Annotated in this window: 10 protein-coding genes; 9 read left to right on the forward strand and 1 reads right to left on the reverse strand. The window is 49.9% G+C overall.

Annotated features, from left to right (window positions below):
* Positions 1–38: 38 nt before the first annotated feature.
* A complete protein-coding gene (locus tag ACKFKH_RS07590; protein WP_446857653.1) occupies positions 39–5,480 on the reverse strand; it encodes a beta strand repeat-containing protein in 5,442 nt (1,813 codons plus the stop codon).
* A 227-nt stretch (positions 5,481–5,707) separates the two neighbouring features.
* Between ACKFKH_RS07590 and ACKFKH_RS07595 the strand changes: the two genes are divergently transcribed.
* The 9 genes from ACKFKH_RS07595 (at position 5,708) to ACKFKH_RS07635 (ending at position 15,190) form a co-directional block, all read left to right on the forward strand.
* On the forward strand, positions 5,708–7,192 hold the full coding sequence (locus ACKFKH_RS07595; protein WP_446857654.1) for a protein adenylyltransferase SelO: 1,485 nt from the start codon (positions 5,708–5,710) through the stop codon (positions 7,190–7,192).
* Positions 7,193–7,211: 19 nt separating this feature from the next.
* Positions 7,212–7,775 (forward strand): ribosomal protein S5-alanine N-acetyltransferase, encoded by a 564-nt coding sequence (gene rimJ / locus ACKFKH_RS07600; protein ID WP_446857655.1) that lies wholly within the window; start codon positions 7,212–7,214, stop codon positions 7,773–7,775.
* A 2-nt stretch (positions 7,776–7,777) separates the two neighbouring features.
* Complete coding sequence (mnmE, locus tag ACKFKH_RS07605; RefSeq protein ID WP_446857656.1) at positions 7,778–9,145, forward strand: tRNA uridine-5-carboxymethylaminomethyl(34) synthesis GTPase MnmE; 1,368 nt, start codon at positions 7,778–7,780, stop codon at positions 9,143–9,145.
* Positions 9,146–9,415: 270 nt separating this feature from the next.
* The gene (locus tag ACKFKH_RS07610; RefSeq protein WP_446857657.1) at positions 9,416–10,057 is read left to right on the forward strand and encodes a hypothetical protein; all 642 of its coding nucleotides are present in this window, start codon (positions 9,416–9,418) and stop codon (positions 10,055–10,057) included.
* A gap of 234 nt (positions 10,058–10,291) precedes the next feature.
* Positions 10,292–11,224, forward strand: a complete 933-nt coding sequence (locus tag ACKFKH_RS07615; RefSeq protein ID WP_446857658.1) for an NAD-dependent epimerase/dehydratase family protein — start codon at positions 10,292–10,294, stop codon at positions 11,222–11,224.
* A gap of 105 nt (positions 11,225–11,329) precedes the next feature.
* Complete coding sequence (locus ACKFKH_RS07620) at positions 11,330–12,544, forward strand: F420-0:Gamma-glutamyl ligase (RefSeq protein WP_446857659.1); 1,215 nt, start codon at positions 11,330–11,332, stop codon at positions 12,542–12,544.
* A gap of 72 nt (positions 12,545–12,616) precedes the next feature.
* Entirely contained in the window at positions 12,617–13,945 is a 1,329-nt protein-coding gene (locus tag ACKFKH_RS07625) for a GNAT family N-acetyltransferase (protein WP_446857660.1), read from the forward strand.
* A gap of 23 nt (positions 13,946–13,968) precedes the next feature.
* A complete protein-coding gene (ruvX, locus tag ACKFKH_RS07630; protein WP_446857661.1) occupies positions 13,969–14,415 on the forward strand; it encodes a Holliday junction resolvase RuvX in 447 nt (148 codons plus the stop codon).
* 31 nt (positions 14,416–14,446) lie between these two features.
* A complete protein-coding gene (locus tag ACKFKH_RS07635) occupies positions 14,447–15,190 on the forward strand; it encodes a DUF3727 domain-containing protein (RefSeq protein WP_446857662.1) in 744 nt (247 codons plus the stop codon).
* The last annotated feature ends 41 nt before the right edge of the window (positions 15,191–15,231 follow it).

Below are 15,231 nucleotides of genomic sequence, written 5' to 3' on the forward strand. Positions count from 1 at the left end.
GGTAACACAGATCACACACCAGCGAATGAGATTTTGGATTACTGAGACTTGGACGATGACTTAATCGATCGCGGATTGACGACGACTTCTCGCACACATTCACGAACGCCTTGATAGTCATCTAAACTCGATTCGGGCTTTGTCTTAACAGCACAGAGAATCGAATTGGGTGTGTCAGGCGCAACAGCAGGCGATGGAGGAGCAGCTTGCTTGAGATCTCGTCCCAGTCGGGTTTCTTCGTCCAGTTTGAAGACGGAATCATTGGTCAACCTAAAGCGGGTGATGGTATCGACTCCCTCGGTTGCTGCCGTGCCTGTAAAGCTGCCTTTTTTGTCGTTGGCGACGATCGTCACTCTGGCAATTCCCGCAGCGTCGGTGGCCGATGAGAGCGTGGTGAAGTTGCCCGTAAAGCGACCTGTCGGCCCTTGAGTTGGCACCTGGAAGGTTACCGTGACGCTGGGGATGGGGTTGCCAAATCGATCGCTGACCTTTGCCTGTAAGGGATTGGAGAAGGCTTGCCGAATGGTGGCATTTTGGGGCGTTCCTCCAGAAGCGGTAACCGAGGCGGGACGATCGGGCTGATTGATGAGGCTAAAGTTAGCGGGAGTGATGCCCGAAACGGTGGCAGTGGCGGTGAAGCTTCCAGCGATCGTGTTGGCTTGTATGGGAATGCGAACCTGACCCGTTTCGTCAGTGCGCGTGGTCAGCGTTGTGACTTCTCCTGTTAGACGGCCGCTGGCTCCGATCATCGGCAAACTTAATGTCACCGCAACATCATTCACCGGATTGCCAAACTCATCGCGCACGATCGCTTGTAGCGCATTGTTGAAAGGCGTGTTGACGATCGTTTGTTGCAGGGTGCCGTTTGTTCCAGCGATTTGTGCAGGATTGCCTGTGTTGTTGAATAAGGTGTAGTTGGCAATGGTTGAAACTCCATTCACACTAGCGTTTCCGGTATAGCTTCCAAAGATGGTATTGGCTGCGATCGTGACGGTTGCGGTTCCAGTTGCGTCTGTGTTGGCGTTAATCGTGGTGACTTCTCCGGTAAAGCGGCCACTCGCTCCGATCGTTGGGACGCTAAAGGTTACCGTGCTGTTGGGAATCGGGTTGCCAAACTGATCGGTCACGAGAGCTTGCAGTGGGTTTGTAAAGGCCGTATTGACTCGTGCAGTTTGCCCCGATCCATTTGTCGGCGTGATGCTAGAAGGTGCGTCGGGTAAGTTGCTCAGGTCAAAGTTGGCGGGAATGGCTGCGCCTGCACTCCCGATCGTGGTGAAATTTCCGGCGATCGTGTTGGCTCGAATGGGAATCGAAACCGTCCCGTTGGCATCAGTGACCAGCGTTGTACTTCCGGTAAAAATGCTACTCGCACCGCTTTCGGGAGATTGAAATACAACGTTCACATTCGGAATCACATTGTTGTAAATGTCGTATACCGTTGCTTGTAGATTGGCCACAAAAGCTGTGTTGACGGTTGTACTTTGGGCTTGTCCACCTGTTGCACCGATGAAGTAGGGGGCCGCTGGATTGACGATAATTCCGGTTTGGCTTCCAGTGATTGTCGAAGTTGTCCTATCCATTGCTGTCAGCGATCGCGTTCCCGCAGTTGTCAGCGTTCCAGTGAATGATCCGGTTCCATTCGTCAAAGTGGATGCACCTGGTAACGTTGCATTAGGATCGTCGCTGCTAAAAGCAACCGTGCCACCATACGCGGTCACAATGTTATCAAACGAATCAAAGGCATTGACGGTGAAGCTATTGGTCGTTCCGGCGATCGTCGGTGACGCAAATCCCCCAATGCCCAGGCGACTGACTGCCCCCGGATCATTCGTCAAACTAAAATTAGCAGGGGTTGCAATGCCGTTGGCGCTGGCTGCGACGGTGTAGCTTCCGGATTTAGTATTTGCGGTTGCCAAGGTGCTGGCTTGACCCAAAGCATTGATCGTCGCCGGACTGGTTACTGTCGCACTTGCCCCCGTCGTCGGAGCCGTAAAGTTAACAATGCCACCTGCCACAGGTTCGATCGCGTCATTCGCACTCACCGTTACACTCAGCGGATTGGCAAAAGCCGTGTTGACCGTTGTGTTTTGGGGCGTTCCACTGGTTGCCGAGAGGGTGAATCCTTTTGACTCAAATGCGCCAATATCGGGATTTCCGACTCGTGCCACACCTCTTTGATCGGTTGGAATCGGGCTATTTCCAGCATCGATCGCTCGGCTTCCTGGCAGCAAAGCATGAGTTTGAGTCGGCCCGCCATAGTTTCCAAGTGGAGCCAGTAAAGGATCAACGGGAGCGGCGATCGTGCCAACCACACTGCCATTCACCCCATTGGTAAAGCCTATACTGCCGTCACTTTTACCGATTAGATTGTTGCCTTGATCAATGAATGAGCCAGAAACATCCGGACTCGTTGCATCACTGTTGTTGGCGATGATTGAATTGCTAATGTTGACGGTATCGTGACTTCCCAATCCGCCGCCTTCTCCTGGATCGGTGGAGGTATTGTTAGCGATCGTGCTATTTCTAATGGTCAAAGTGCCATCATTGTGGACACCAGCAGAGTATCGACCCTGGTTGCCAGAAATGGTGCTGTTGGTAATGGTTCCAGTGCCACTGATTACCCAAACGCCTGCCCCATAATCTGTGTCAGTGTTGTTGCTGACGGTGCTGTTAGTGAGATTAAGAGCGTTGGTCGAATAGATGCCTGCCCCACCATTGGCCGAGTTGTTGCGGATGATGCTGTTGGCAACCGTTAGCGCACCCTCGTTATAGATTCCACCGCCTTGACTGCTGGTTCTACCGTTTGCGATCGTCAACCCATTGAGATTCACCGTTGTACCAGAATTGATCGCGAAGACTCCAGAGGTATTTCCACCGCTGACGATCGTATTGCCTGCGCCTGCACCATTCAGCGTTTGAGATTTGGCGATCGTCACCGATTCGGTATAAGTGCCTGCTGCTGCGTTGACCGTTCCGCCTAGGGCGACAATATCAACTCCATTTTGAATTCTGGCGGTGTTGGCAACATTCACAATGTTTGCGGTGCTGCCTGTGACCGTGTTGGCGACGATCGGCGCTTGCAAATTGACCGTTCTCGTGGTGCCAGTGTTTTCAACTGTGACAGTGTTGCCTTGAATGTTTTGCAGCGTGACATCGCCGCCTGTATCAAAGGTGCCGACTGCAATATTGACGTTGCCTGTCCCGGCATTGATGCTAGTTCCTGGAGCCATTGTGATCACGGCGGCACCCGGATCTCGTTGAGCGGCGATCGCTCCTACATCGTTGGCAGACAGCGTGAGATTGCCGTTATCTGTCGTGACGTTGGCGTTCACCAAAATGCTGCGACCTGCTTGTAGCGTTAAGTTGCCACCATTCCCGGTTGGATTATTGCTCGTAACCGCGTTCTTGATCGTAATGTCATTATTGGCTTGCAAAACTACATTCGTCCCGGCGTTGGTCAGCGTTGTGATTTGACCGGGTGAAATTCTTACAGAAGCGGTGGGATTGTCTGTAAACAGCGCACTTGAGAGGCTGCTCTCACCACTGGTATAGGAAATGATGTTCGATCGTAAGTTTTGAGCATTGGGAGCCGGGCCATGAAAAACGGCTGGGGTCATTCCGCCAAAGAGCGCCAGTCCCTGATCGACCACTTTTTCCCCTAAGACAATCTTTGTTGGATCTGGGACATCACGAATCAAGGGAGTTAAGTCTGCTCCAGAAACAGTCGCATGGGCAAAAGAACCGCCCGAAAAGCTAGTTCCGGCGGGTATAAAAGGGCCATTAAAGATAGGATGCGCCGGGTTAACTGCTGTGACATTACTGCTTTCAAGGGAATAACCTGGGTCAAAGTTGAGGGTGACACCAAACCCCATTGAAAAGCTTCCGCCCTGGTTGGGTGCAGCATTCAAAAAGAGCCGTCCGCCTTGCCTTACCCAAGTATCGATCGCCGTCGAATTGGATGCTAGATAAGCATTGAGGCTATTGGCTCGTCCGTCGCTGCCATCCAAATAGATGAAGGTGTAGTCATTGCCAGTCCCCACTGCAAACGGAGAACCCGTCGCCGTCGCCAGCGAGATGTTGTCCCAATTACCTGTCCCAAATACTGAATTCATCGCACTGGTATTTGAATTGGTGCCAGTACTTCCCCAGATCGGATCACTGATGTAGGCAGCCCGTTGATTGGCGATCGTAATATTCTTAGGGTCGAGCAGCAGTGTGCCATTCAGTCCATTCACCGCATTGGCGTAGACCATCCCCTGAAAATTGAGATTGTTTTTGCCCGAAACCTCAACAAAGCCACCGTCTCCGCGAATCGTTCCACCTTGAGCGTTGATCGTGCCCAAAAATCGAGTTGCCTGATCTGACCAGACAATCACCCGACCACCCTGACCGATTTCTCCCGCGTTGGCGCTGATTACCGAATCGTTGGTGACAGTCGTGCGTGAGGCATTGGGCGCAGTTCCTTTACCCTGAAAGTCGCCGCCAATCAACACGGTGCCCCCATCTTTTGCGCTAGAAGCATCGAGTTTGGCGCTAACCAATCCCACTTTGTCGCCCAAGACTTGAATGGTTCCAGGAGACGCGCCAGCCGCAGAAACTTGACCGCTGACAATATTCGTCCCGGCATCAGAGGGAATCGGGGTGTCTGTGCGAGTCAGTTTGATCACGCCATTTTCAACCGTCACTCCAGTTGCATTTGCGAGTGGCTGACCTGTCAGTAAATCAGGAAGTGACAAAGGACTATTGGTGGCATTAATCACGGACTTGTCAGCGATCGGCAGATCCAAACTCAACACACTGCCCGCTTGATTAACGCGAACCAGTTTCTCTCTGGGGATGGCAGCGATCGTGATGTTGCCTCCGGGTGCAGAAAGGGTTCCGGTATTGACGACGGTTCCGCCCAGTAGCGTCAGGCTTTGACCTTGACCGACTGCTAGATTGCCCGCATTGAACAGGCTCCCTGAAGTAATAAACGCAAAGCTGTTAAGAGCGCCAATTAAATCAGCATAGTTGTTCGTTCCGACCGCGTTGAACCAGGAATTTGTACCAAACCCGATCGCATTTGCAGTCGTCGCTGTGAATGATGCAGGAACATTCAAACTTGCGCTATTGCCAAAAATAATTCCCGCTGGATTTACCAGGTAGAGATTAGAATTTCCACCGCTAACTTGAATCAATCCGTTAATCACAGACGCATCGCCACCGACCACGCGACCGAGAATATTTTGGATGTTGGGATTAGAAATGAAATTGGCAATCTGATTCTGATTTAAGCCAAACTGTTGAAAGCTCTGGAATAGATTGGCTCCAGATTGAGTTCCTCCGGTGATGTCAAATTGATTGTTGTTGGGTGTGACGATCGTTCCCGTTCCGTCTGTGGCAGGTGCAATCTGGGCGTGGAGTCCCTTAGTGCCAAAGCAGGTCAGGAGTGTCAGAAAAATGAATAGAGCTTGAGCTTGTTTGACAATTTGACGCTTCACCGAAATTTCTCCAGGGGTTTTTTACAAACTTAAGAAGGGCAGCCATCATTTAGGCTCTACTTACGATGGGTAAAGTCCGTAAGAATACTGAGCTATTTGGACTTAAAATGGTAGTTCTTACCTACGTTCGTCAATTTGCCCAAGTTTGCGCCGCAACTAACGGACAAAAAGGCTTTCTTTTGCGTAAAATACGAATGCTTTAGTCATGACTGCGTATCCTCGGTAGGATGAAGAAGACGTTGCGATCGCCCCTTCTCGTTTTGACTTCTACCGACTCTGAAAAACAGCCCAATCCCCTACTGACGCTCAATTACGAGCCAGCCCTCGAACATCTGGGCGACGATTTCTTCGATCGCGTCTCTGCCGCTCAGTTTCCCCAACAGATCCTCAGATTTCGCAATAACGACGTTCTACAACAGATCGGGCTTGACCCACGATCGGTTACGGATGCGGATTTCACGGAGGCGTTTGGCGAATTTCACGGACGCGAACCCTTTTTAGCGCTGCGCTATCACGGCTATCAGTTTGGACAATACAATCCTTTTTTGGGCGACGGTCGCGGCTTTTTGTATGGACAAGTCCGAGGAATTGACGGCGAACTGTACGATTTTGGCACCAAAGGGTCAGGAACCACGCCCTATTCGCGAGGCGGCGATGGCAGACTGACGCTTAAGGGCGGCGTGAGAGAAGTGCTGGCGGCAGAAATGCTGCATCGATTGGGAGTCAGAACTTCTCGCTGTCTGAGTCTGGTCGAGACGGGAGAATCTCTTTATCGGGGCGATGAGCCGTCCCCTACCCGATCGTCGGTGATGATTCGCTTTAGTCGATCGCACATTCGCTTTGGCACGTTTGAGCGATTAGCTTATTTAGATCGCAAAGATTTGATTGCCATTCTGTTAGACCATGTGATCGAAGTTTACTATCCGCATTTAATTGAGAAACCTGACCGCTACGCGCTTTTCTATGCAGAACTGGTGCAAAAAGTAGCCGATCTAGCGGCACAATGGATGGCTTCTGGATTTTGTCACGCTGTTTTGAATACCGATAATATGTCGGTCACGGGAGAAAGTTTTGATTACGGGCCATTTGCCTTTATCGAAACCTATAATCCCAAGTTTACAGCCGCTTATTTTGACTATGGTGGACGCTACAGCTACGGCAATCAACCGGGAATGTGTCTGTGGAATTTAGAGAAGCTTCAGGCTCCGCTGCAAAAAGTGGTTGCGATCGCTGATCTCGAATCTGCTGCATCCAATTTTGAGGCTGATTATCAAAAAGCCTATCAACAAAGAATGCTTTATCGGTTAGGATTCGATCAGTCAGAAATGGCGCAAGAGTTGGTGTATCAAACCGTTCGATTTCTCAATGATTCTCAAGCTGACTATCAGGACTTTTTCTCACAACTAACCCATCAATTTTCTAGAGATTGGCGAGAGCGTCCCGCATCGATTTTCAAAAATGTAGTGATGCCTGATGAAGCGTTAGTTGGTTTGCTCGATCGCTGGCGACAAACCTATCATCAAGCCTTAAATCAGTTTCCTGAAGATCAGATGTCAGAAATTGTAAATCGATTGGTTCACTACAATTCTGAAGTCTCCTTGATCAGACCGACGATCGAATCCGTTTGGAAGTCCATTACTGAAGAAGATAATTGGGTTCCTTTTAATCAATTGGTTGATCAAATTCAGGCTAAAAACTTTAGATCTCCATAAAAAGAATGGGTCAGGGATGATGATTGATCCTCCTGTGTTTTCAACGTCAAGGCTGATTGTCCGGCTGCTTTCACAACGAGATATTCCTGCTGTGATCAGCTACTACAGCGACAATCGAGCGTTTTTAGAGCCATTTGAGCCGCTCAGACCTAGAAACTTTTACACTCGTGAATTTTGGTCACAGCAGATTGATAAAAGTATTATTGAGTTTAGCTACGATCACTCACTCAGACTGTTTTTATTTAAGCGATCGCAGCCTGATCAGATCATTGGTTCCGCTAATTTTACTCAAATGACTCATGGTGTTTCCTACACTTGTTTTTTGGGCTATAGTTTGGCGCAATCTGAACAAAGTAAAGGCTATATGACAGAAGCTCTACAAACGGTGATTCAGTATGTTTTTCGTGACATAAATATGCACCGAATTATGGCAAATTATATGCCTCACAATCGACGTAGCGGCAGCGTTTTGAGACGGCTTGGTTTTGTGGTCGAAGGATATGCTAGAGACTACCTACTGATTAATGGCAAGTGGGAAGATCACGTTTTGACCAGTTTGATTAATTCTAATTGGCAAGAATGAGCATGATGGGAGAAACGATTGTCGCGATCGCCACGGCCATTATTCCTGAACAAGGAAGTGTGGGAATTGTGCGAATGTCGGGGGAAAAATCGGTAACGATCGCTAAAATTCTCTTTCATTCTCCAGGTTCTCAAACGTGGGAAAGTCACCGAATTCTCTACGGCTATGTGCGCGATCCAAACACTCAGAAAACGGTCGATGAAGCCTTACTTTTATTGATGTTTGCGCCTCGTTCTTACACGCGGGAAGATGTCATTGAGTTTCACTGTCATGGTGGAATTATGGCTGTTCAACAAGTGTTGCAATTGTGTCTCGAACAAGGCGCAAAGTTAGCGCAACCGGGAGAATTTACGCTACGAGCTTTTCTCAACGGGCGACTCGATTTAACGCAGGCCGAGAGCATTTCTGATCTGGTCGGTGCCCGATCGCCGCAGGCTGCTCAATTTGCGATCGCCGGACTCCAGGGCAAACTCGCTCATCCCCTTCGTCAACTGCGCCTCACCTGTCTGGATATTCTCGCTGAAGTCGAAGCCAGAATTGACTTTGAGGAAGATTTGCCGCCTCTCAATCAAGCTGAAATTCAGACCCAGTTGGCCCAAGTTCTCATCGATGTCACTCAGATTCTCAACACCGCCGACCAGGGCGAACTGCTGCGATCGGGCTTAAAAGTGGCGATCGTCGGCCGTCCCAATGTGGGCAAGTCCAGTTTACTGAATGCCTGGAGTCGCAGCGATCGCGCCATTGTCACCGATTTGCCAGGGACGACTCGCGATGTCGTGGAGTCTCAACTAGTGGTGGGCGGCATTCCGATTCAGGTACTCGACACGGCGGGAATTCGAGAAACGGAGGATCGGGTGGAAAAGATTGGCGTAGAACGATCGCGCCTGACCGCTCAGTCTGCGGATCTGGTTTTGTTGACGATCGACGCTCAAATTGGATGGACAGAAGCCGATCAAGAAATCTATCAACAGGTCAAAGATCGTCCTGTGATTTTAATTCTTAACAAGATTGATCTAGGGGGAGCGATCGATGATTTGCGATTCCCTTTAGTTGCAAAAATTGTAAGAACTGCGGCCGCTTTTAATCAAGGCATTCCTGACTTAGAAGCAGCGATTTTAGAAACAGTTCAATCCGGAAAGATTCAGGCGGCTAATCTTGATTTAGCGATCAATCAACGTCAAGCGGCCGCCCTGATGCGGGCAAAGTCTGCACTTCAACAAGTGAGTGAAACGATCGCAAATCAGCTTCCTCTTGACTTTTGGACGATCGACTTGAGAAGCGCCATTCAATCGCTCGGCGAAATTTTGGGAGAAGATGTCACCGAATCTGTACTGGATCGTATCTTCAGCCGATTCTGCATCGGGAAATAAAATTTACTTGACTCGGTCCGTTGATCCGTGTATTCTTCCACATTAAGCTAATTCATCGGAGCAGTCCGAACCCGTTGACCTACCTACATCACTAGTCGCCGCTCAAAGCTGAGGCAACAGCAATGAGCAGCTAACCCCCTATCTGACCATGAGCAGTCAGGGGGCTAAAAGGTAATCTTATCATTCCTTTTAGCCGCCCCATTTTTATTAACTGTGCAGGGTGGCTAGTTTTTTGGGTTCTACTCGACCTCAAATCCACAAGGAGTCATGATGACACCCGATTTTTCCATTCAAAAAATTTACCAACGGCTACTGTCTAACTCGATTCAGTTTCAAGAAAATGCGGGTGACTTTCTCGATCGCCTCGACCACATTGGTGTACTCATTCAGTTAAGAGAATCGGAGCCTGCGCTGGGTGAAGATATTCATAAACTGATCATTTCTGGACTCGAAAAAATCAAAGATCTGTCAGCCCATCTCAGAGAATTGATCCACAAAAATTCTTACGATGGCGACGAGCTAAATCTGCTGAGAACCGTGTTAGAAAATCAGGACAAAATGCACCTGATCAATGAGTATCGCTATGTCGTTGGCTACGAGTGGCTGATTCGTCCTTACAACGTTGAAAAGAAGATCATTGAAACGCATAGAGGCGACCTGATTTTGATGAATGAGGCTTACAACTTTCTGGTGATTGAACTGAAATTCTTTAAGAATACTGGAGAATTTTGGCGCAACGTAGCTAGAAAAAATCGCAGACTCAAGCATGTGTTTCAGCAAGCCAAAAAGTTTGAGGATTTCTTTGCTCAACAGTTTCCCTGGACTTACACTCAAAGTTTAGCCATCACCAATCTAGGCATGTATAACCCCAGAACCAAAAAACTACTGCAAAGAATTGAATATGAGGACTAGTCGTCGGACGAGTTATCTCGCTTAATCGATTGACAGACTATCCGAAAATTAAGCGGGATGTGGTTGAGCAATACAAAAATTAACAACATTTTTGAAGTTAAGTTTTGTACCTCAGCCCCTTCTCAAATCACTGTCCCAGGATCGTTAGAAAAGCTGAACGTTGCAACAGCAGATCTCAGTCCGATCGCCCAATCGCTTTAAGATGAAAAGTTGTCGATCGTTGGAGCAGTCGGTATGCGGATTCTCATCATGGGCGGGACTCGATTCATCGGGGTCTATCTGACTCGAATATTGTTGGAGCAAGGGCACGAAGTCACGCTGTTTAATCGAGGCAATAAGCCCGTTCCCGCTGCGGTAGAGCAAATTTTGGGCGATCGTACCAATCCGGCTGACCTCAAAGAAAAGCTGACGGGCAAAGAATTTGACGCAGTTTTTGACAACAATGGACGCGAACTGAGCGACACCCAGCCGTTAGCCGAGATTTTTCAAGGACGAATTGAGCATTTTGTTTACATGAGTTCGGCGGGCGTGTACCTCAAATCAGACCAAATGCCTCATTTTGAGAGCGATCCCGTCGATCCCAAAAGTCGGCACAAGGGCAAACATGACACCGAAACCTATCTGGCTGCCCAAAAACTGCCCTTCACATCCATCCGTCCTACTTATATATATGGCCCGCAGAACTACAACGATCTAGAAGCCTGGTTTTTTGACCGAATTGTTCGCGATCGTCCCGTTCCCATTCCCAGTCACGGTCAGCATTTCACCCAATTTGGGCATGTGCAAGATCTGGCGCAAGCGATGGCAAATGTGTTAGGAAACGCGCCAGCGATCGGGCAAATCTATAACGTATCAGGCGATCGTTTTGTCACCTTTGACGGGTTGGCGCGTACGTGTGCCGCCGCCGCTGGAAAAAATCCCGCTGCCCTCAAAATTGTCCACTACGACGCAAAACAATTTGATTTTGGCAAGCGTAAAGCCTTCCCGATGCGGACTCAGCACTTCTTCGCAGACATTCACAAAGCGATGCAAGATCTCAACTGGCAACCTCAATATGATCTGCTGTCGGGCTTAAAAGACTCTTTTGAGAACGATTATCTGGCTTCTGGACGCGATCAGGCGACGATCGATTTCTCCACGGATGACGAAGTTCTCAGCAAACAGTGAGGAGTGAGGGGTAAGGAGGATAGAATCCAAAACTCTCTTGCCCGATCGCTGCATTGTTGCCACACTACTCTAGACTTTGTGAAAGAGTTATTCAGATCAGAGATTGTGGGAACTATCGACGTTTTAATCGGCATCATCGGGAGTGCGATCGGGCTAATTGCGCTGATTCTGGTTGCCCTCGACCTTCAATATCGAAATCGGGCAGGCAATAAGCTGGAATTAACCTCTGGTAAATGGGAATTTGAGGTTTATGAGCCGCAGCAGTATGTGATCGTCGGAGAATTAGAATTCCGTAATCTCACACAGCGATTAGAAGTGATGGTGCCCGAACTGCGGATTGAGGTTCGCTTGCTCTCGTCTGCCAGTCTAGAAGGCATTACTACCCAAACCCAAGTCACTCCTCGATTCCGAGATGCACGAGCCGACGGATATTGGGAAGGGCACATCGTCAAAATTGGCAAACCAGACCCGATCGGGATCACGATCGACCTGCAAGGAGCCGACCTGACTCACCTCAAAGTCGCCTGGATTCAAGTTCACTATGTCACCTATGGGCCACAAGGTCGGATTCCTAAAACGCGCCATGTAATTGTGCCCTTGACCTTTCCCAATGTCGAAGACTCCAAACGCTGGCGACCTGCGGCTAGTGCCGACGTGTTGCCGATTCGTACCCATTTACTCACTGAGTTAGACAATCCCGTTGCGATCGTTCGTCGCTATGTCACGCCCCACGCCCAATCGGGAGATATCGTCACCATTGGCGAAACGCCGATCGCCATCATGCAAGGCCGCTTTCATCACCCTAGTACTGTTAACCCCGGATGGCTGGCAAAACGGTTGTGCTATTTGTTCATGCCAACTTCCAGTTTGGCCACAGCCTGCGGGCTGCAAACTCTCATCGATCTGGTCGGTGCAGAACGGGTTTTTATCGCCTTTTTAGCGGGCGCGATCGGCAAGGTTTTTGGTCAACCAGGCTTCTTTTATCGACTCGCTGGAGAACAGGCCCGTCTGATTGATGATGTCACGGGCACGCTGCCGCCTTACGATCAGTTCATTGTATTGGGGCCCCAAAATCCCCAAGCGATCGTCGATGAAATTCAGCGAGAAACCGGACTCTCTGCGGCGATCGTAGACGTGAACGACTTAAAAGCAGTTAAGATATTGGCAGCGACTTCTGATTTGTCAACCAACCTGCTCAGACAAGCCCTGATCACCAACCCCGCCGGGAACGCCGATGAGCAAACCCCTGTGGTGCTGATCCGCCCTACTGAGTCGCTGCTAAACCGCTCCAGCAAACCGGATTCGATCAGTTCTTTCTAGAATCCTTCTGGCTCAATCCGAATCTTTCTCAAGACTGACCCAGTTCGATCGCCAAACTCCTAACCTGAGAGGGTGAATAGCCGCTTTACCACCATGATTCGAGCGTTTTCTCAAACCCCAAATGTCGTGATTCGTCCACTTCAGTATCGTGACCTGGAGGCCGTCGATCGGCTTAGTACAGAAGCTGTAGAAGCAGAAAGCCCTAATTGCTCGATGGTGCGAGAAAAGCCCGTCTCAATTCGCCGCTGGTATGGCATTCTCAAGTTTCTCAGCCTGTTCCCCAATCCCTTACAGGATGCCGTCTCAGTCAACGTTGCCGAACTGAACCAGAAAATTCAGGGCATGATTCAGGTGTCCCCGTTTAATCGGACTCGCAGCACCTGGAGAGTCGATCGCGTGGCCGTCGATGCCGTAATGCTAAATGCGCCCAGCCAAACCGATGAGTCTGAAGAAACGCCCCAATCAACCACGCTGCTGACGACGAGTGACGTGGGTTCCCTGCTGCTGCGCTACTGCCTCGAAACCATCTGGCAAGCCCGCACCTGGATTTTAGAAATCGATGTCAGCGACAAATCAGGACTGGCCCTTTACCGCAAAAATGGGTTTCAATCGCTGGCCCAGATGACCTACTGGGAGATTTCCCCCAAACTGCTGCAAGATTTGTCTGAGCGAGAACCCGATCTGCCTAATCTGCTGCCTGTTAGTAATGCAGACGCTCAGTTGCTTTATCAGCTTGACACGATGGCCATGCCGCCTCTCGTGCGCCAGGTTTACGATCGCCACACTCAAGACTTTAAAACCAGTTTGTTTGGCTCTCTGACCGAATGGGCCAAACAGTGGCTCACCCAATCTGAATCCGTCAGTGGATATGTGTTTGAGCCTCAGCGCAAAGCGGCGATCGGTTACTTTCAAATTCGTCTTTGCCGCGACGGGTCTCAGCCCCACACCGCCCAACTGACCGTCAATCCCGCTTACACCTGGCTCTATCCTGAGCTGATGTCTCAGATGGCCCGCATTACCCAAGAAGTGCCCGCTCAATCTCTGCACCTCGCCTCCTCAGACTACCAGCCAGAACGAGAAGAATATCTGGAGCGGATTGGAGCCGATCGCATCGCCCATACGTTGGTGATGTCGCGATCGGTCTGGCACAAACTTCGAGAAGCCAAACCAGGCGCTTTAGAAGGATTGCAGCTTGCCGACGTGCTTCAAGGACTACAGCCTTCTCGTAAGCCCGTTCCGGGACGAATTTCAATCCTCAACTCCACCAAGCAGACTCCGCCAGACCTCAAGCCAGACAACTCGCCCAAAGTCTCTGCGCCAGATACCCCCAACAGTACCGTTCAAGATTTGGTCAATCTCGCCTCTCAAAGCGAACCTCAACGAGAAGACCCCTGCTGTTAATTCATCTGTTTGAGGGATAGACCATGCCGTTCGTTTCCGCTCTGGGTCTAGATTTAGGTCGGAAGCGCATCGGTGTGGCTGGCTGCGATGGAACAGGCCTGATCGCCACGGGGCTGATGACGATCGAGCGCAAATCCTTTGATCAAGTGGTTGCCGAGCTAAAATATCTGATTCAAGAACGGCGCGTGCAAATTCTCGTGATTGGCTTGCCCTACTCAATGGACGGCTCGATCGGCTTTCAAGCAAAACAAACCCAAAAACTTGCCAGAGCACTCTCCAGAGCGCTAGAGCTACCCATAGAATACGTCGATGAGCGATTGACCAGCTACCAAGCAGAACAGCTTCTTCACGCCCAAAATATTTCACCTTCTCGCAATAAGGGGCTAATCGATCGCAAAGCAGCGTCCCTTATTTTGCAACAATGGTTAGATGAGCGCAGACTTCAGGAAGGAACAAGGGATGAGGGATGAGGGATGAAGGATGAGGGATGAGGGATAAGGAATGAAGGATAAGATCTCAAACCCCACACCCCACACCCAAAACCCCACCCCCCAAAACCCCACCCAAAACCAACTCCCCTTTCGCGAAGGTACCCGTTCTGAGAGATACTTTTCAGAGAGCCATGTGCGCGCTGAGGAGTTTCACGAAATGCCCGAATCGAACCGAGATAGAGAGAGTCCAATGGATGAAGACAGCATTGATATGGATGCTCCCACAGTAACTTTGACAGACGAGGCGGGGCTGACCCTCACTTGCTACATTGAGCATTCCCTGGAAGTCGAAGAACAGGAGTATGTCCTGTTGCTCCCCGTTGATTCCCCGGTCGAAATCTTTGCCTGGCAGGAAGACGGGGAAGAAGACGAAGCCGTTTTGGTCGAAGATGACGAAGAACTTAACCTCGTTTTCTCGACCGCAAAAGCCGTCTTAGAAGAGCAAAATCTCACCCTCAAGCGGACTGCCGTCGTGTTGACCGTAGAGGGCGACCTTCCCGAATTTGTGGAAGACGAAGAAGAGTGGGCCGGGGTCGAGTCAGACTCCCAGGATGAGCAGGAAGAGTTGCAGCTATTGGCGAGCTTCTACCATGAGGAGCAGGAGTACGCTATCTATGCGCCACTTGACCCGTTTTTCATTTTGGCGAGGATGGACGACGCAGGTCAGCCCCATTTGCTCTCACCAGAGGAGCTAAAGAAAATCGAGCCAATGCTGCCGATGATCGAAGACCAACTGTTTGATGAGTTGGAGTAGGGAGAGGCTGAATGATGGATGATGAATTGATACCGATTCAC

This window comes from Phormidesmis sp. 146-20, assembly GCF_052939475.1.